Here is a 20,097-nt window from a genome sequence, read left to right on the forward strand (position 1 = left end):
AATGACAGCCTTAGATGATATCATCACTAGCTTTTAACAATTCTGTATTCTCTGCTAGCATGAGTTCGTCTATAATCTTTTGAATATCCCCATTAATAATATTCTGTAGGTCGTATAGGGTTAATCCTATTCTGTGGTCCGTGACACGCCCTTGTGGATAGTTATAGGTTCGAATCTTCGCGCTTCGATCTCCTGAACTCACCATACTTTTACGCTTCTCTGAATCCGCTTCTTGACGCTTTCGCATTTCTTCTTCATACAAACGCGAACGCAATACCTTAAGCGCTTTTTCAAGGTTCTTATGAGACGATTTCTGATCTTGACAACTGACGATCATCCCTGTAGGTTCGTGGTGCAACTTAATGGCCGAATAGGTCGTATTTACCGACTGACCACCCGGACCTGTAGAAGTGGTACGCTCTATGCGTACTTCGGTCATATCAAGCTCAAAATCAAACTCTTCTGCTTCTGGTAAAACAATTACCGTAGCGGCACTGGTATGCACACGGCCTTGGGTTTCGGTTTGCGGCACACGCTGTACACGATGGACACCTGCTTCGAACTTCATAGTGCCATAAACATCTTCGCCAGTCACCTCGAAAATAATCTCTTTAAACCCTCCTGAGGTGCCTTCATTCATACTCACCACGCTCGTACTCCAGCCTTTGTCACTGCAATACTTCGAGTACATCCTATATAAATCGCCAGCGAAAATACTCGCTTCGTCACCGCCTGTCCCCGCTCTGACCTCAACAACAACATTCTTAGCATCATCCGGATCTTTAGGAATTAACAAAAACCGAATCTCTTCTTCGAGCTTTGGGAGGGCTTCTTTGGCCTCATCGAGTTGCATTTTAGCCATCTCTACCATTTCGTCATCCGAACCATCGGCAATGATCTCCTCCGCTTCGGAAATATTATCCATTAAGCTCTTGTAAGCATCTCCTTTATCGACAATCTGCTTAAGATCCTTATACTCTTTATTTAACTGAATATAACGCTTCTGATCTGCTATAATATCTGGTTGAATAATGAGGTCGTTCACCTCATCGAACCGTTGTTTTACTATCTGTATTTTCTCTAACATCGCTCTTCAAAAAATTGAAGTCAAAAGTACAATTTTTTATGGATTTTGTTAAAAACGACATTTGTCTATCTCTTGGAAAAATAATTTTAATTGTTTTTACGTTGTACACATATGCTAAGGCAGTTCACCTCTATACTCAACTACTATAAACCGCTAGCGCTTTGGTCCTTTTTAGTGACTATAGCCATTACGGTCATCAATCCTGAATTGATATTGGCGCTTTGCACCAAATTGTTTCTGGTATTTTTATTATGGATTATGATTAGCGATAGGCGGTTAAGACAGCGTCTAAAATTTTATAAAATAAGAGGCGTTTCGCATTTTAAATTCTTTGGCACCATCTTTATCTTTGATAGCCTCATCACTTGCACTTTCTTACTGCTTATAAAAGGATTTATTTAACTAATATTCAAAGGTACCATACTCACTTTTTATGGTGAGCCTCTTGGCGTCGGACGCTTCCACCCTACCTATGATTTGAGCATCGACATTGAATGACTTGGATATGGAAATGATATCTTCTGCTACCTCAGATTTTACATAGAGCTCCATTCTATGACCACAATTAAACACCTGGTACATTTCTTTCCAGTCGGTCTTGGACTGCTCTTGTATTAATTTAAATAAGGGTGGGACCTCAAACATATGGTCTTTAACAATATGGAGCTTATCGATAAAATGCAAAATCTTGGTTTGTGCTCCTCCGCTACAATGGACCATACCATGAATGGTATCGCTATTGTATTTATCTAAAACGGCTTTGATTATAGGCGCATAGGTTCTGGTTGGAGACAACACTAATTTACCAGCATCAATTGGAGAATTCTCTACGGGATCTGTTAGTTGAGTGTTTCCCGAGTACACCAATTCCTCAGGAACGGCAGCATCAAAACTTTCAGGATACTTTTCTGCCAGATATTTTGAAAATACATCATGTCGAGCAGAGGTTAGCCCATTGCTGCCCATGCCTCCATTATATGCCGTTTCGTATGTCGCTTGTCCATAAGAGGCCAAACCTATAATAACATCACCAGCAGAAATATTAGCATTATCGATGACATCCTCGCGCTTCATGCGTGCTGTCACCGTAGAGTCTACAATAATGGTCCTTACCAAATCCCCAACATCTGCAGTTTCGCCTCCTGTTGAGTGAATGGTGACACCAAAGCTTTTTAAATCTTCGATTAATTCTTCAGTTCCATTAATTATGGCTGAGATGACTTCCCCTGGAATCAAGTCTTTATTCCTTCCAATAGTTGATGACAACATAATATGATCAGTGGCCCCAACGCACAGCAAATCATCAACATTCATAATTAAGGCATCTTGAGCTATGCCTTTCCAAACGGAGAGGTCTCCTGTTTCTTTCCAATACATGTAAGCCAAGGACGATTTTGTACCGGCTCCATCCGCGTGCATAATAAGGCAATAGGCCTCATCATTGGTTAAGTAATCAGGGACAATTTTACAAAATGCCTGAGGAAACAGACCTTTATCAATATGTTTTATGGCATTGTGCACATCTTCCTTTGAGGCGGAAACACCTCTTTGTGCATATCTTTTGCTCACCGAATTACTCATTACAATTGATTATGATATTGGTCTTGCAAAAGTAAGAATTGAATTGAATTATTTAATCAAATTAGAGTTTATTATAGTCTCTACACGTTCTAATAAACGCTCTCTTTTTTTATTTCCGCCAAAATATATATTAACACCTACGGCAACTCTAATGAAGGATTCATCGTTATTAGGAACTATAAGACCTTCCATCTCATTAGAAAGGACATAATTATAGTCCCCAAAAAGTTTCACTCCCACACCTTCGACAAGGGTATACTCTATACCAACACCCACTTGTGCTTTGGCCTGAGTACTTTCAAAATTATTTGAAGCATTATAGCCATAGCCTCCAAATACGAAAGGCGAAAACTCATTATAGGGTGTGATCATGTATTCTAAGTTTAGGTCGAAAGACATGTAGCCCTCATTAAAAGTTTCATTAAAAGCCAAATTGTACTTATTGTAACTTATGCCAATATTTAAATGATCCGTAAGGTATTGCTTAAAACCAATTCTAAAATAGAACTCAAACTCTGGTTCCGGATAGTCGTTATTAATTAATGCAGTTCCAACAGCTAGATCAACAGCACTCGTACCGCGCAAATCAAAAAAACTTAGTTTACGGTACAAATTCTCATTATTCTGTTGATGATTTTCATCCTGAGAAGAACAAAGACCAATACTAAAAATAGCTAATACTATCAGCAGTAATCGGTTTTTAGATGTAGTAATCATATAACCCTAATTAGCAAATAAGCTTATGTCATTTGAGATTGGGGAGCCGTACAATATAGAAAAATAATCTTCAATTTATCTTAAAATATAGGATTAACGGTAATAAAAATAGGATAAACCCTAATATAGGTTTATCCTATTAAATCTAGACTGGCACTTTAGCCTTATAGTAAAGTCTTTTAAATTTAAGATTCTGTCTGTAGCTCGGGTTGTATGTTCACAACCTCATCCTTCACGACATCCTTGATGTCTTCTGAATTGTCCTGAGAAAGAATTAATGTCGCACCAACAAGAATAGCTACACTTAATAGTAACTTCTTCATTTTTACAAATATTGATTAATAGCATTTCAAAAATACTAAATAAACTAATTGCCAAATGTGCTTAAACCACTTTTTTAATAACAATTAACAGGGTTTTCGATGATGCGACACTAGTTATCGACAAACGACATAAAAAATAATTTTAGAAATAATTTTGTACGTATAATTACTTACATAATAAGGGTAGTTACTTATATGAATTTTGGAAAATCCTATTTTTGTTACACGAACACTTCTATTTGGTGAACAAAAGCTCTCTGTACTTGGTGAGTGGCCAGAGCTCGTCATCAATCATAAGTTCGAGCTTATCGCAATGATATCTTATCTGTTCAAAAAAGGGCTTTACTACATTGCAATAGCCACTTGCTTTCTTGTCTAAATCTGTCAGTTTATTCAGATCTTTACGTGCCTCTATCATTTTGGTGACTAAAGAGTTGATTGCCGCAATATGTTTTGAAATCTCCTCAATTATAGTCAATTGTTCTTGGGCAAAATCCTTAAACTTAGCCCCATAAATTGTCTTTAATCCGGTGACATTTTCTATGAGTATGTTTTGATAGCGCACTGCTGTAGGTACAACATGGTTGCGAGCAATATCTCCAATCACCCTGCTCTCTATTTGAATGTGCAAAATATAAGCCTCCATTTCAATTTCATAACGTGCCTGTGCTTCAACCTGATTCATAACGCCGAGCGTTTCGAAAAGCGCAATGGCTGGCTTAGAAACCTTTACTTTTAAGGCTTCTGGTGTTGTTTTATTGTTGCTTAAGCCTCTTTTCTTAGCCTCTTTTTCCCACTCAGTGCTATATCCGTTTCCTTCAAAAAGGATATCCTTTGAGGTTTTTATATATTCTCTTAAAACATTAAAAATAGCGTCGTCTTTTTTCATTGATTTTTCATCAATCAAAACATCCACCTCTTCTTTAAAGTCTATAAGCTGTTTGGCTACGATAGTATTTAAAACCGTCATAGGATTTGCGCAATTAGCCTTAGACCCTACTGCTCTAAACTCAAATTTATTTCCTGTAAAAGCAAAAGGCGATGTTCTATTTCGGTCGGTATTATCCAATAATATCTCAGGAATTTTACCAACAACATTTAGCTTTAAGTCTGTTTTTTCTTGTGGTGATAGTTTCCCCCTCGTCACCGTTTCTAGCTCTTCTAGTACTTTGGTCAGTTGGGCTCCAATAAAAACGGACATAATAGCTGGCGGTGCTTCGTTTGCACCTAAACGATGATCATTGCTGGCTGTAGCTATTGCTGCTCTTAGTAGTTCCTCATAAGTTTGAACCGCCTTTATCGTATTTATAAAAAAGGTGAGAAACTGTAAATTGCTCATCGGTGTTTTTCCGGGTGACAACAGGTTAATCCCAGTATCCGTACTTAAGCTCCAATTGTTATGTTTCCCTGATCCATTCACTCCTGCAAATGGCTTTTCGTGCAATAACACTTTAAAATCATGACGTTTTGCCACTTTCTGCATCACATCCATCAACAAGGAATTATGATCTACAGATAAATTGGCTTCCTCATAAATAGGTGCTAATTCAAATTGATTCGGAGCAACTTCATTATGTCTTGTTTTCACTGGAATACCCAACAGCATACACTCATTTTCTAAATCGCGCATGTAAGCCATTGCCCGAGCAGGTATGGTTCCAAAATAATGATCATCGAGTTGTTGCCCTTTTGCTGGAGAATGTCCTAGTAGTGTTCTACCTGTCAATACCAGATCGGGTCTTGAGGTCGCTAAAGCATTATCGATCAAGAAATATTCTTGCTCCCAACCTAATGAGGCGCTTACCTTTCTAACATTTTTGTCAAAATATTTACAAATGGCGACCGCCGCTTTATCTACGGCATGTAATGCCCTTAACAATGGTGTTTTATAATCTAGAGCTTCACCTGTGTAGGACACAAAAACCGTAGGAATACATAAGGTCGTACCATATATAAATGCAGGTGATGTAGGGTCCCAAGCTGTATAACCTCTTGCTTCAAAGGTATTTCTAATGCCCCCATGCGGAAAACTGGAAGCATCGGGTTCTTGTTGTACCAACTGACTGCCCCCAAACTTTTCTATAGCCAGTCCGTCACCAATGGTTTCAAAAAAAGCATCGTGCTTTTCGGCAGTTGCTCCTGTTAATGGTTGGAACCAATGCGTGTAATGCGTGGCACCTTTTGAAATGGCCCACTCTTTCATAGCCGTAGAAATATGGTCGGCTAAAAATCGATCTATTTTAGAGCCTTTTTCTATGGCCTCCATAATACTTTTTAGAGCATCCTTAGTCAAATATTGGCGCATTGCCGCCTCATTAAAGACATTGGCACCAAAAACTTCTGAGCGTCTTTTCGTCTCTTCAATATGTAATGGTGTTCTTTTTAAGGATGCTTTTACGGCGTGGAATCTTAATGTTGTCATATTCACAAAATTTGGACTCAAAAATACGAATTTACTAAAATCACAAAATTGACCCTACAAAAAATAGGGTTATTAACAAATATTAATAACATTTTATCTAAAAGACCCTGTATTTTTTGACTGATTAAAAAAAAAGTTAATCTTTGCAGGGTCAAATTATAAATCGTATAATGATGAGTAAATCTAAATTAGAGTACATATGGCTGGATGGTTATAAGCCGACTCAAAACATGAGAAGTAAAACTAAAATTGAGGAGAATTTTAGTGGTAAATTAGAAGATTGCCCTATTTGGTCTTTTGATGGTTCTTCAACCAGACAAGCTACAGGAGATTCTTCAGATTGTTTATTAAAGCCTGTTGCGATCTACCCTGATCCTGCAAGAAAAGATGGTTATTTAGTAATGACTGAAGTATTGAATGCTGATGGAACACCACACGAGTCTAACGGTAGAGCAACTATTGATGATGATGATAATGATTTCTGGTTTGGTTTTGAGCAGGAGTACTTTATAATGGATAGAAAAACACAGTTACCTTTAGGTTTCCCTGTTGGTGGTTACCCTGCACCTCAAGGTTTATACTATTGTTCTGTAGGTGGACGTAACACCCACGGTAGAGAGTTGGTCGAGCGCCATGCAGATTTTTGTATTGCTGCCGGACTAAACTTCGAAGGTATTAACCAAGAAGTGGCTTCTGGTCAGTGGGAATTTCAATTATTTGCCAAAGGTGCTAAAAAAGCTGGTGATGAAATCTGGGTAGCGCGTTACATGTTAGATCGTTTAACTGAAGACTACGGTTACTATATAGATTACCATCCAAAACCTTTAGGTAAAGAGATGGACTGGAATGGTTCTGGTATGCATGCTAATTTCTCTAACACGACACTTAGAACGGCAGGTAGTCAAGAGATTTATGAGAAAATCTGTGAGGCGTTTAGACCTGTTGTGAAAGAGCATATTGCTGTATATGGGGAGTTTAACGACCAACGTTTAACTGGTGAGCACGAAACACAATCTATTGATGAGTTTAGCTATGGTGTTTCTGACAGAGGGGCGTCTATTCGTATTCCAATTATTACTGTAGAAAAAGGATGGAAAGGATGGTTAGAAGATCGTCGTCCAGCGTCTAATGCCGACCCTTATAAAGTAGCCGGTAGAATTGTTAAGACTGTAAAAAGCGCAGGTGTTTAATGACTTGAACTGACATTATATATAAATAAAAAAGTCCGCGGTTGCGGACTTTTTTATTTTAGGGCCAACACTATAAATACAATATAGGCCCCAAATAACAGTATTCCTTTTAATCGGTCAATTTCAAATTTCTTAGGTACCAAGATTAAAGGGACTAATACAGCAGCAAAAGCAATCATCCAAAAAATGTTGGTCGATAAAATCTCTGGTGTATTAGGATTGACGGCTATAGGTTTAATAATCGCTGTTAAACCCAAAACAGAGGCGATATTAAAAATATTAGATCCTATTAGATTCCCTAAGGAAATAGCTTTCTCTTTCTTTAAGGCAGCAATGACAGAAGCCGCTAATTCAGGAACAGATGTCCCAATAGCAATGACCGTGACAGAAATGGCATAGTCGCTCACACCCACGGCCGTAGCCAATTGTTTGGCACCCTCTACTAACCACTCAGAACCGAAATACAAGCCAGCTGCTCCAATTAAAAGCCAAGCCACTATTTTAAAATTTGACACTACGGCCAAGGTATCATCGACCTCTTCTAAGCGTGCTTTGGTCAGCTTCCGAGAGCTACGAATCAGTATAATAAGAAATAAAATAAGGGCAATGAATAATATGGCACCCTCTATTGCAGATAACAGCTCATCATTTTTTAGAAAAACGTAAAGCGCAAAGGACACCAACATCATCATTGGCCAATTGAGCTTATAAAAATCCCGATCTACTGATAGAGGAGAAATGATGGCTGTAATTCCTAAAACCAGTCCAATATTGGCAATATTCGAGCCTATGACATTCCCTAATGCTATGTCGGTAACACCATCAAAAGCTGCCTGTAAACTCACTAACAGTTCTGGAGCCGAGGTTGCAAAAGAAACCACAGTCATACCGATAACGAGCTTTGAGATTTTGAGCTTAAAGGACAGTCCGACGGATGCTCTCACCAAAAAATCACCACCAATCACAAGCGAGGCCAAACCAACAATAACAAGAAATATACTCATCCGTCAATCAAATATTTAATTCCTTTTTTAGTTAAACGGCGAAGATAACACTTCATTTTTAAAGCAACGAAAAACTAAAATTTTCGTTAAATAACTATTAATTTAGTTGTATAACTATAAATTTAGTTATATTTGAATCCTGAGGAATAAATTTAGTATCAAAATGCAAAAGTTAACAAATAAAGAAGAAGAAATAATGCATATTTTATGGAAGCTCGAAAAAGCTTTCGTGAAAGATGTTTTAGCAGCGATTACCACCGAAAAACCGCATTACAATACCTTGTCTACTATTATTAGAAATCTAGAAGAGAAAGGCTATGTCAGTTACAACGCATTTGGTAAAACGCACCAATATTACCCTATTGTTTCAAAAGAGGACTACAAAAAGCGCTTTATGACAACAGCTATTGAGAATTATTTTAACAACTCTTACAAGAATGTTGTTTCCTTTTTTGCCAAGGAAGAAAAGATCAGCGTAGACGAACTTAAAGAGATTATTTCACTCATTGAAAACAAGAAATAGCTATGGAATACTTATTAAAAGCATCGGCCGTAATTGCCATATTTTATATACTCTACAAATTGTTTCTACAACGCGAAACCTTTTTTCAAACCAACCGTGGCTATTTATTAATTGGTCTGTTAACTTCTGTTCTTATACCATTAATTGTAATCCCCATTTACATCGAATATACTCCAGCGGTGGTAGAAGGAGTCTTGTCTTACACGATATCGCCTGAGGTAAAGCAAAATATCAATGAAGGGACCGTTCAACAAAGTTCAAATGAAGCAACATTTGATTGGTGGACATTTGCTGTTCTAATTTATGCCATGGGCGTCACCTTTTTCCTAGCAAAATTGCTCATCGAATTGGCATCGCTCAAATTCTTGTTTAGTAAACACCTATACTTTAAAAGTGGGCCTTACATGTTGATAGAAACGGAAAATGATATTCCACCTTTTTCATTTTTTAACTGGATTGTTTATAACCCAAAGCGCTATGCTGAGGAAGAACTACAGCACATTCTCAACCATGAAAAAGCCCATGCCAGCCAATTGCACTCTATAGATATTATGTTAACGCAGTTGGCCTGTGTATTACTTTGGTTTAACCCTTTAGTGTGGTTATACAAAAAAGAAGTACAACAAAATTTAGAATTTATCGCTGATAAAAAGGCTCAAGACTTTTCTTCTTGCGAAAAAAGCTATCAGCTTATACTATTAAAAGCCAGTATACCTCAGCACAAATTTTTAATCACAAACAACTTTTACAATTCACAAATCAAAAAGAGAATAATTATGTTACACAAATCAAAATCAAAAAAAGTAAACGCTTGGAAATATAGTTTGGTCCTACCGATTCTGGCACTTTTTTTAATGAGCTTTAACACTAAGGAAATTTTCATTGAAAAGGAAATACCAGAAGATTTTGGTGATATACCACAGCTAAAAGCGTCTCAACAACTCAACGATATATACGATGCTATTGAATCTAATGAACGTTTAGATGAAACGGCCAAAACAGAAGTCGCTAAGGCTAAAAATAAAGCAAAAACGACTATTGACATAAAGCCCGAAACAACTGCAGTAGACCAAAATAGTGAGCCTGATACAGCAGGTAGTATTTCCATCACCATCATAGACAAAAATACAACGGACGCGGAACTCGATAAGATTAAGGACGATCTTAAAAAAGAAGGCTTGACCGTAAAATTCAAGGGTATTAAACGCAACAGCAGTGGGGAAATTACAGCGATTAAAATTGACGCAAAATCCAAAAACTCTAATGCCAATTACAATGTAAGTTCGGATGACGCCATAAATCCAGTAAAGATCATCTTTGATACGGAAAATGAGAGTATTTCAATTGGTAATGGCCATACAAAACATGGCAAGCATACTGTTGTTTACGAGGCACATGACGGTGGCTCGCACACTATTCATAAATCTGGAACGGGTAATAATACGTTCGTAATCACCGAAACGCATGACGGAGATGTCGTACACGAACAAGACTATAAAGTGGTCGTCAAACAACGTGGTAGAAGAGGAAGAGGAAAAGGAAGAACCGTCAGAAGGTCTAAAAATGTCGAAGTGATTTCAGGAGACGATGATGCTGTTGAAATTATTGTTGAGGAAGAACCTGATCAGGATGTTGTTGAAATTATTGTAGAAGAAGAAGTTGATCACGATAGTGACGTCATCATCGTCAATGGAAAAAGAGTCGATATTAACGAAGGTAAAGCAGAAATTATCGTCAAAGAAAATGGAAAAAATGTTTGGATTAGTAGTGATGGAGATGATAAAGGTGTCATAGCTATTGGAGACAAGAATGGTAACAACAATATCTATATCTCTGGCATTGAAGGTGATCCCCTAATTATTGTTGACGGCAAAGAAGTGTCAAGAGAGAAGTTTAAATCACTTAATCCCAAAAAGATTAAAACCGTGACCGTACTAAAAGACGAAAGTGCTATTGAAAAGTATGGTGATAAAGGAAAAAATGGTGTTATAATAGTAGAAACAAAGAATTAGTCTTTAATTTCATCAATCAATCAAGGAAAAAAGCCAAACACTTTTATGGTGTTTGGCTTTTTTTATTTTAAGGTCCTTTCTTTATTTCACTATTAATTTTTGAATGATGGATCCACCTTCATTCATCAGCTTAAGGATGTACAAGCCAGAACTCAAATTAAGATCTATAGTATGACCAATATCCGAAAATCGCTTTAAGAATTTACCCTGTAAGGAGTAAACTTCAACGGTAGTCGCTGCAGCACCCTTCAGGTAGATTCTGCCGTGTGTTGGATTGGGATAGATTGAGAGTGTCGTTATATCTTGCTCGTCCAAACTCAATGGCTGGTCCCAGGTATCGCCAACATTATTACCCCAAATATACTCTACCAAAAGTGGCTGGTCTATAAAAGGGTTTCTATTTCTTTGCCAATTATAGACGATATTGTTTCTATTCATTTCATAATCATCGGGAGGATCATTTCTATGCCAGTCCAATAGTGTCGCTAAATCCCCTAATTGGCCTACCGTGCTAGGAAATCCATTGACAACTTCTAGACCATTGTACCTAATTTCCATATACAAAACACTTCGGGCTACATCTCCCCTAAAACTCCCTAAAGTACCATTCGGCCCAATATACTGCCCATAATGTTGATTACCACGTGCACTATTTTCCGCAGCATCAGCAGCTCTCAAGGCATGTGCATCGGAATTCCCATGCCGTAGCGAATCCGCTTCTGTAGTCCAAAACACATCAATTCCATCGGCTGTTTCATCAGCTTCAATATCGTCAAATCCGCCTCGTGATCTGGGATAGGTATGCTCTCTGTTCCATTTGCCCAAATTACTACTGCCCGTTTGCAAATCGAGCTTTGCCCGACCTTGTTCGGTATATAGCAACCAAACCTGATTACTGTTTTCAGGATTTTGGTCGGCTGCCAATATAATATCAATGACATCGGCATAGGTTTGCGCCCTAACCGTATTGGGGTCAGCAATAATATCTTGTAAAGCTTGCCTTAAAGCCATATCCGCTAAACCATCCAAAGTGTCATAGTAGCCCATAGGCTGTGTACTTTGCACAATACCTACTGTTGGATTTAAAGGCGTACCCCAAGCGGCTGTTGTAAAATCATTGTCCACTACCCTAAGCTCGATATTATTATTGGATGCCACCATAGGTTCTACTAAGTCCAAGAACCGAATACGCAAAACCTCATCGCCTTCGTCATCAGCATCGTCGATAATAGTTATGGTTGTGCTCGCTGTATTTTGACCACTAAGAATCGTAAGATTTGTAGTTCCTGTATAATCCGAAGTGTTGAATCCAGTATTATCCAAGCTGATGGTAAAACTTACATTCGATGCTACATTAGTTTCTGAAGTGAAGGTAATGTCAAATGTAGCGCCCTCATCAAATTGCGTCTCGCTTACTGAAATAGATACTGGATTTATCGCATTACCTGAACCATCGTTTTCCCTTCTGGGAGTTGGTGTAGCCGTAGTATACGATTCATTGTCCATAGCATCTACAAAGCGCTGAATAGACCTTGGATTTGCATTAGTACCATCGTCATTGTGCTGCACTGTTTCACCGAGTAAGGCTAAAAGTACAGTATCATCAGCATCGTTTGTTCCATAGACCATAGCATCTATAAGGTCATCTTGGGTGGCTAAAGTACCTTGAGGAAAATCATTGACGCTTGCCTGGTATATCCCTACAGCATCTGCACCGTTTTGTATGACATTTTCAGAAATGACCACTTGTGGAAAAGGTGACACGGCTTCACCTCCTATGACCAATAGCCCATTATTATCTGTCTCATAACCGGCCAAATCAATAACCATGTAGCTAGCATCTGCACCACTTGTAGAGCCATTAAAAAACACCAGTATAAAACCATCTGTAGAAAAATTGGGTAGTTGGGATTTTAGTTCAATGAATTCGGCAGTATCTGTGCTCGGTGAATCAGGATCAAACTCATTAATCACTAAAACTTGTGACCAAGACACAAAGGAGATTAAAAAAACAAGTGGGGTAAGGACGTTTTTCATATTGTGATTTTTCACAAAGATAGTCCTTAAATCCACTTTTGAGGTTAAGCCAAAATTATTTACAAAATTCCAACAAAACATCCTATGATAATTATCAGTAAAACCAAACCCGAAAAAGATGAAATGCCCAAAAAACGCTATTTTAAGGATGAAATGCCTCTACGTTTTCAAAACGTATCCAAAAAAGCCCCTACAAACCTATAATATTGTAATATTAAATTATATTTTCAATTATAATTTAAAACTCATTTCAAGACAAGTCACATTTTTTAGTAATGATTATCATCTTTTTACTTATATATTTAAATGCAAATTCATCGATTTTCATAAAAACGTTTGGAAGATTATTCGTTGTCGATATATATTGAAAACTCAATCAAGAAACTAAAGCAAATTATTAACCTCTAAACCAAAAAAATTATGATGACATTAGCTAAATTGATCATTGACCTTATATTTTCAATGTTCTAAATTAAAACCAACCAAACACCTAAATCGAAGCTTCGGTGTACTAAAAACCATCAATCAAAAAACAGTAAAACTTAGTTCTAGAATAAGTTTTACTATTTTTGCTCTCAAGTACAACTAACAAAAGCTGTAATTAACTTTTCCCATAGATGACATCATGAAGAGATCCATCTTTAAGATGATTGCGAAAATCAATAAAGTGATTCTTCCTAGCTACTCTAAAAGACAACTCGACTTGAGTAAGGCTACTAAAATTCAGCTAGCTATTATAGGTTGGCGTGCTTATATAACAAAACGAGCCATCAATTAAAACTTGATTTTATCCTTTTAGCACTTTTCTTGTTTAGTCAATCATTATGCTCAAAAACTCTTCGCTTATACAATTCAATAATTTTTAATTTAATAATTATTTTTATTAAATTGTTGGGCATGATTCTCTATTCTTTTTTTAGTTCCTTATTAAATTGCCCTATAACATTTACAAAACCTCGTTTATTAGACTATAGGCCCATTTGTCTGATTACACTTTAAGATGCTGTATTACAACTATAAAATCTATTTAAGCCAGATGCCCAGATGATTGGTAAAAAAAAAGAAACAGTATTTAAAAATACTACCAAGGATTCCATAGAAATAGATATCGACGGTATTTCGCATACAATTGAAAGGAAATTAGATGCATTGGTAAAACTGATGCAAGATTTTTCCAGAAATTCCATTCAAACTGCCGATAAAATATACAATATTGGGACTATCACCAACGCCAATTTCGAATATGTAATAGATTCTATAAATAGTAAAAAAGAGTTTCCTGAAAAACTGGAAAAACAACTCATAAGGGACAATCAAAGTTGGATAAAAAGTCTAAAACACGAATTGCTAGACAGTTATAAATTACCTGTAAAAAATAGCTCAAAAGATATTTTTCAATACTATGGTTGGCTTATAGAAGCATTTTTGCAAAAATTATTATCCAAATCAGCGAAGGATAAAAATCTACGCAGATTGTCATTTATGACAGAAGCTTGGCAAGCTTCTCTGCGTTATTTGTGCTATATCCAAATGGCACAATTGATGGAATCAAAAAAGAATCATAATTACAAACTCATTTCTGATTTTATACAAGCTAGCCATAACGAGCATATTTTATTTGATTATACGAGCTTATTATTAATTACAAGTAAAGCCGTTGGCGAAAACAATTTCATTCCAGAAATTATTCCCTTTACCATGGAGTTGACGAATAGCGATTCTTTATTATTCGAAACCTCACTCTACCTCAACGATATCCGTAGTAAACTCATAAAACAAAAGCTAAATGATAGCAATATGGACTCTATAATAGATAGATATCTATCTGCTCTTGTATATTGGCTGCGCAAAATATCGTTTATAGCTAAATATCGATTAGTATCCATCAAAGAGATCAATTTAGATTATAATTTAGGCACAAATAAGTTCTATGTGCATTCCTATGGTGAACTTCATGGCATATATAATAAAAGTGAATTATTAGACGAAGAAGATGACGACTATATGTATATCTCTATCGAAGATGCATGTACATTTAATAAGAGTATTTTATTATTTTCGGAACATGTATTAGAGTCGGCTTTTAACGATAAAAAAATACAGCAAAAAAATTATCTGTGCCTCTCCCCATTGATTATAGATCAAAGTGTTTATTCTGATAAACAGACACAAACACCTGAAATATTTTATTTTTCCGGTTATGATATTCAGAGCAAACAATACCAATATTCTCTATATAAAAATGAACTTGTTTATAAAGGGAATAAGGATCTCCGATCTAACGATTATTTAAATATAGAAGAACATAACGACGAATATCTTCTCAATAAACTTTATAAGCAAATTGTAGATAATCTAGAACCATTCAAAGAGTAGAGGCTATGAATAAATCTAAGCAATCTCCATTTAAGTTCCTTGACTCTTATAAAAAACAGGATATTGATATATTTTTTGGTAGAGATAATGATACCGAAGCACTCTATGATGCCCTTAGAGGAGTGAAACATCTTTTGGTTTATGGTCCTTCAGGTTCTGGTAAGTCGAGTTTAATTGAGTGTGGCTTGCGGAATCAATTTTCTGATGCTGATTGGTTTGCATTGACCATAAGAAAAGGAAAAAATATAAATAGTTCAGTGTATACCGCCATTAATGATGAATTAGACTCCAAGATAAAACTGAACTCGAAAACCAAGTTACCACTTGATAAAAAAACCGATTTTGTAGATGCCGTTAAATTATTGTACGATGAATTCTATCAGCCTATATATTTACTTTTTGATCAATTTGAAGAGTTGTTAATCTCGGGGACAAAGATTGAAAAAGAGCGCTTTTTTAAGTCCGTCAATAAACTAATTAAACGAAAAATTCCTGGGCGTATAATATTAATAATGCGTGAAGAATTTATTGGTCATTTATCGGAATTTGAATATTTATGTCCAAGTATTTTTCAATACCGCTTTAGAGTTGAAAAGATGGGCAGAAAAAATATAAGAAATGTTCTCAATAAGATTTTATCTGCACCAGAATATCTAAAATTTTTTACTGTATCAGACAAAAATCAATTAGTTGATAAAATACTGTCAACTCTACCTGATAAGCGTAGAGAGATAGAGCTATCGCATTTACAGGTATTTTTAGCCGAATTATGGGATCGTGCCAATCGTCTCAAAGGTATTAATTTACCTCAATTAGGACCACACTTGATAATAAATAATGATAATCTGGAAAAAGTATTAGACGGTTTTTTAAAAAAACAACTTAGCAATCTTAAAAAAGAGTTTGGAGATTTACCTATTGAAGTACTTAACACAATGATTTCAGAAGAAAACACTAAACTTCAACTAGGCGAAGATCAAATTAAAAATAGATTAATTCGAAAAACTAAGAAAAATATAAAAAGACTACTTGAAGAACTTGAAGCTAACCAAATAATTAGAAATGTAATAATTGGCAGTGATAGTCAATACGAAATTAGTCATGATACGCTTGCATTGGTAGTAGGGAGAAATAAAACCCAGGAGATGATTATGCGAGAAAGGGCCTCAAAAGAGTACGATAGTTATTCTAAAGAAAAAATTCTGTTTTGGTGGCAAATCATAAAACTAAAAAACTATAAGCAATATAAATCATGGCCAAAGAAATTGAAAAAACTTATAGTTATAAGTACAATTTTTTGGTACATTGTTATATTTAGTCTTTTTGGAATAGGTGCCGTTATAATATACCAAAACCTTTCAATTAAAAATGAGCAATTAAAGTCAAAACTACTAATTGAAAAACTTGAAAAAGAGCAAGAAAAGTCTGATGAGGCGATTAAAAAATTCTTAGACGAAAAAACAAAAAAGGATAGACTCTTATTTAATAACCTCAAAGAACGTGTTAACACAATTATAGAACCTGGTGGTTGCCCTGCATCTATTGTGTATAAAATGGACTCCTTGGTTAATAGTTATAATAAAGACTCTTTAATGATCGAGTATCTTTCAGATTCTAAAAAAAGTACGATGACCGATTGGAAAAAAGAACTTAATTCAATGAAAAACAAACTAAATCAATCATGTCAACAACTACTCCTAAAACTAAATGAAAGTAATAATGAAAATTAGTAATTACTTTATCATATATATCTTATTTCTTTTTCAAACCTACTTATTGCTTGGACAAAACAGCTATAATGAGGCTTTGGATAGCGCACGCTATTATGTTAAAAAAGAAAAAATTGGAAAAGCTCTTAAATTTTATTTCGCTGCTGAGGCTTTTGATGAAACAAAAAAAGATTCTATTAAGATATATGTTGAAGATGCTTTTTTAAAAATTGAGAAGTTAAAAATTGAGGCTGAAAACGCTAAAGATTCAGCTACTGCTAGAGCAACTAGAGAGTATAAGGCAAAACAACAGGCTAAGCTCGAAACAGAAAAAGCTCAAAGTCTAACGCTAGCCTTACTTGCAAACGAACAATATGGTAAAGGAAATAAAACTATTGCTTTAAGACTGGCCGAATTAGCCAGTAAAAAAGCTAAGGCAAAATATTTCGATAAGCTTCAAAGCAGAATCCTAAAGGAAGTTTATGAAAATATAACTTTAGAAGAGAATTTAGTCTTTCACCATAAATTGAGCTTGTCAGATGAAATAATTCATATGAGGTTATCACCTAAGGGGAAACTCATCGCAGCTAGCTCTGAATGGAATGAAATTAAAATCTGGAATACAGATACGGGAGAAGAAATTGTCACTTTAAGTAATTCTTATAATTGGAATAACAAAGCTATTCTAGATATGGATTTTACTAAAAACGGTTCTGAATTTGTAGTGATTTTGGATGATACAACAATTAAAAAATGGAATACTAGTAATTGGAAATCGTCCCCTAAAGATTATCAGCTAAGCAAAATTGAAACTGAAGAAATTGTTAATCGTCAATATTTTGGAGAACTATCGCGTGCCTATATATCATCAAAAAAAGATTTTGTTCTTTTGAATTGGGATAATCGTATGGAAGTTTGGGATTTAAATTCCAATTCTTTAAAATTTTCAACTTGGGCATCCTCAGAATTTTGGGCAGATAATTCGTTTCGCTTAACTAAGGATGGAAATACGTTACTTAGCTATTTTGAAAAAGAAAACATCATCAAATTATGGGATGTAAATAAAAACATTGAATTAGAAGCAATAAAACTGACTAGTTACGACTATGTCACTGATATTGAAATTTCTTCTAACGGAAGTTATTTCTATTGTGTATACGGTGACGGCTCCGCTAACATTTGGAAAAAAAACAAACAAGGAATCTTTGTATTGCAAAGTGATGATTCTCTACCTCCCATCGCGGATGTATCTGAATTTATTTTTTTGGATGACGATAAACAAATTGTAGAACTAATGGGAAACCGTTTGTCTATTAAAATTCTCAATTTAGAACAAAAAACATCTCATTCTATGTCACCACCTTTAGGAGTGATAACCTCTATTCAAAATATAGACGATGAAAAAGTATTCTTAGGGGTAGGGAATGATTTTATTTTTTTACGAGATACAGAAACTGACAAAGATAAATGGAGAATCACAAATTATGACCTATCCAATTATAATAGATTTGATCAAGAAATACCAATAAATAATGAGCTTTTAGTGACCCCAACAGCTGAAGGCAAGAATTTATTGATATGGAAAACGAAACTATTAAAGAATAAATTTCTCCTAGATACTAGAGTTAAGGAAGGGAATTTTGATGATATTTTTGACTTTATTGTTTCTTCTGATGAAAAATATATAGTAACATCTAACAATAAGAGATTAAAAGTCTGGTCGTACCAAACAGGAGAATTACTGCATGACAACATTTATCCTGTTAAAAAAGAAGATTTAATTCTTGTTCAGTTTTTTTCCCAAAATAATAAGTTCCTATATTCGGCATCCGCTGGAGGAGAATTTGCCAAATGGAATGTAATTACTGGAGAAAATGTATGGAGAGCACAATTGGACATACCTATTTATTGCGCCGAAATTTCTGATGATGGTAATTCCATCATTGTACCCAGTGGAAGAAATGAAATATCGTTTATCTCAACTGCCAACGGAGGTATTGATAAAAAGATCATAATTAAAAACATAGATATTTTCTCATTAGAAAAGTCACCAAATAAAATGCATAACCTCTTTCTTAATGATGATATTTTAATAGATATTGAAGAAAAAATTACTGTAAAATCATTTAATTACGATTTGGATGATTCTCTATTAAAGGATGTGGCGTTTTCAAATAGTGGCAAAAATGTTCTAGCATTTTATGAAGATGGCACATTGATTAATTACAATATACTTAAAGATTATGAGAATAAGATTTACTTAAAAGAATTACAAGGCATGGAAAAAATTAAATGCTCAAGTGACGATATTCTTCTACTATATTCTGATAATAAATTAAACTTATTAGACTTAAAAACTTCAAAGATTATCTTCGCATTTGACCCAAGAGAGAATTTTGATGGATTTATTAAACATGCAAAATTCAGTAATGACGAATCTTATTTAATTTTGGCCCTAAGCAATGGAGTAATTATCAAAGTTCATTATTCTACCGAAACGATTTATGATTCTATAAGTGAAAATAAAGAGATTTATAAATTAAAACAAAAAGATTTAGATCAACTAGAGGCAAGGTTTATTAATCTAAAGATAAATGATAATTAAACCTCTTAATGTTAATTGTTCGCTCAGAGCTTTCTCAATTATCAATTAAATGTGGCGTTATCGATGTGATCAATATTATAAATCTTATCAGCATGTTGGTTGACAATAGTCTCGTGTTTAGATAATTTTTCGTTTGTTGACAAAGCATTACCTTCATGCTTATCCTTCCATTCTATTAAGTCATTTGTTGGATAATCCTCAGGAGAGTCATCTATCATCTTATGGCACTGAGGACATAGTAAGATTAAATTATCAAAAGAGCGACGTTGTTCTTCCGTCATTTTATGGTCGTATCTTGGACCGTCATCACTAGCAGCAGCAATATGAGCAATTTGACCATGAATAGACTTACCATCGTCAGAAATCATTTTGTTATGACAACCTGGTCTGGCACACTCGTTTCTAGATAATGCAAAAAGCTTCTTGGTAGTGGATGGTTTAATTTGTCTCGCCTTATTTGTCATTTTGTATTACTTAATTGCTCACTTCTAAAGATTCTTATTATACATAA

Annotated in this window: 15 protein-coding genes; 7 read left to right on the top strand and 8 right to left on the bottom strand. The window is 35.2% G+C overall.

Annotated elements, in window-relative coordinates:
• Positions 1–10: 10 nt before the first annotated feature.
• The 5 genes from prfA to ACO052_RS19135 form a co-directional block, all read right to left on the bottom strand.
• Positions 11–1,087: a peptide chain release factor 1 gene (gene prfA, locus ACO052_RS19115; protein WP_422105396.1), complete on the bottom strand. Its 1,077-nt coding sequence runs from the start codon at positions 1,085–1,087 to the stop codon at positions 11–13.
• A gap of 402 nt (positions 1,088–1,489) precedes the next feature.
• On the bottom strand, positions 1,490–2,668 hold the full coding sequence (locus ACO052_RS19120) for an AIR synthase related protein (RefSeq protein ID WP_422105397.1): 1,179 nt from the start codon (positions 2,666–2,668) through the stop codon (positions 1,490–1,492).
• Positions 2,669–2,716: 48 nt separating this feature from the next.
• Complete coding sequence (locus tag ACO052_RS19125) at positions 2,717–3,385, bottom strand: outer membrane protein (RefSeq protein WP_422105398.1); 669 nt, start codon at positions 3,383–3,385, stop codon at positions 2,717–2,719.
• Positions 3,386–3,570: 185 nt separating this feature from the next.
• The gene (locus ACO052_RS19130) at positions 3,571–3,708 is read right to left on the bottom strand and encodes a hypothetical protein (RefSeq protein WP_157957276.1); all 138 of its coding nucleotides are present in this window, start codon (positions 3,706–3,708) and stop codon (positions 3,571–3,573) included.
• 235 nt (positions 3,709–3,943) lie between these two features.
• Positions 3,944–6,130 carry a glutamine synthetase III gene (locus ACO052_RS19135; RefSeq protein WP_422105399.1) on the bottom strand — a complete coding sequence of 729 codons (2,187 nt, stop codon included), beginning with the start codon at positions 6,128–6,130 and terminating at the stop codon, positions 3,944–3,946.
• 173 nt (positions 6,131–6,303) lie between these two features.
• Here ACO052_RS19135 and ACO052_RS19140 point away from each other — a divergent pair, with 173 nt between their 5' ends.
• Complete coding sequence (locus ACO052_RS19140; RefSeq protein WP_422105400.1) at positions 6,304–7,320, top strand: glutamine synthetase beta-grasp domain-containing protein; 1,017 nt, start codon at positions 6,304–6,306, stop codon at positions 7,318–7,320.
• 53 nt (positions 7,321–7,373) lie between these two features.
• Here ACO052_RS19140 and ACO052_RS19145 read toward each other — a convergent pair whose 3' ends face one another.
• Entirely contained in the window at positions 7,374–8,324 is a 951-nt protein-coding gene (locus ACO052_RS19145; RefSeq protein WP_422105401.1) for a calcium/sodium antiporter, read from the bottom strand.
• A 163-nt stretch (positions 8,325–8,487) separates the two neighbouring features.
• On the opposite strand from ACO052_RS19145, the gene ACO052_RS19150 reads away from it, so the two are divergent.
• Positions 8,488–8,847, top strand: coding sequence for a BlaI/MecI/CopY family transcriptional regulator (locus tag ACO052_RS19150; RefSeq protein WP_422105402.1), 360 nt, complete (start codon positions 8,488–8,490; stop codon positions 8,845–8,847).
• 2 nt (positions 8,848–8,849) lie between these two features.
• Positions 8,850–10,859 carry a M56 family metallopeptidase gene (locus tag ACO052_RS19155; RefSeq protein ID WP_422105403.1) on the top strand — a complete coding sequence of 670 codons (2,010 nt, stop codon included), beginning with the start codon at positions 8,850–8,852 and terminating at the stop codon, positions 10,857–10,859.
• A gap of 81 nt (positions 10,860–10,940) precedes the next feature.
• Here ACO052_RS19155 and ACO052_RS19160 read toward each other — a convergent pair whose 3' ends face one another.
• A complete protein-coding gene (locus tag ACO052_RS19160; RefSeq protein ID WP_422105404.1) occupies positions 10,941–12,896 on the bottom strand; it encodes an endonuclease in 1,956 nt (651 codons plus the stop codon).
• 625 nt (positions 12,897–13,521) lie between these two features.
• On the opposite strand from ACO052_RS19160, the gene ACO052_RS19165 reads away from it, so the two are divergent.
• From ACO052_RS19165 to ACO052_RS19180, 4 genes are all read left to right on the top strand, one after another.
• Entirely contained in the window at positions 13,522–13,674 is a 153-nt protein-coding gene (locus ACO052_RS19165) for an SsrA-binding protein (RefSeq protein ID WP_422105405.1), read from the top strand.
• Positions 13,675–13,940: 266 nt separating this feature from the next.
• Positions 13,941–15,272, top strand: a complete 1,332-nt coding sequence (locus ACO052_RS19170) for a hypothetical protein (protein WP_422105406.1) — start codon at positions 13,941–13,943, stop codon at positions 15,270–15,272.
• 5 nt (positions 15,273–15,277) lie between these two features.
• Positions 15,278–17,002: an AAA family ATPase gene (locus ACO052_RS19175; protein WP_422105407.1), complete on the top strand. Its 1,725-nt coding sequence runs from the start codon at positions 15,278–15,280 to the stop codon at positions 17,000–17,002.
• Positions 16,980–19,586: a WD40 repeat domain-containing protein gene (locus ACO052_RS19180; RefSeq protein ID WP_422105408.1), complete on the top strand. Its 2,607-nt coding sequence runs from the start codon at positions 16,980–16,982 to the stop codon at positions 19,584–19,586. The genes ACO052_RS19175 and ACO052_RS19180 overlap by 23 nt, the downstream gene beginning before the upstream one ends.
• Positions 19,587–19,627: 41 nt before the next feature.
• On the opposite strand, the gene ACO052_RS19185 is transcribed toward ACO052_RS19180, so the two are convergent.
• Positions 19,628–20,050, bottom strand: coding sequence for an HNH endonuclease (locus ACO052_RS19185; protein WP_422105409.1), 423 nt, complete (start codon positions 20,048–20,050; stop codon positions 19,628–19,630).
• Positions 20,051–20,097 lie beyond the last annotated feature (47 nt).

The organism is Winogradskyella sp. (assembly GCF_965228925.1).
Lineage (GTDB): Bacteria > Bacteroidota > Bacteroidia > Flavobacteriales > Flavobacteriaceae > Winogradskyella.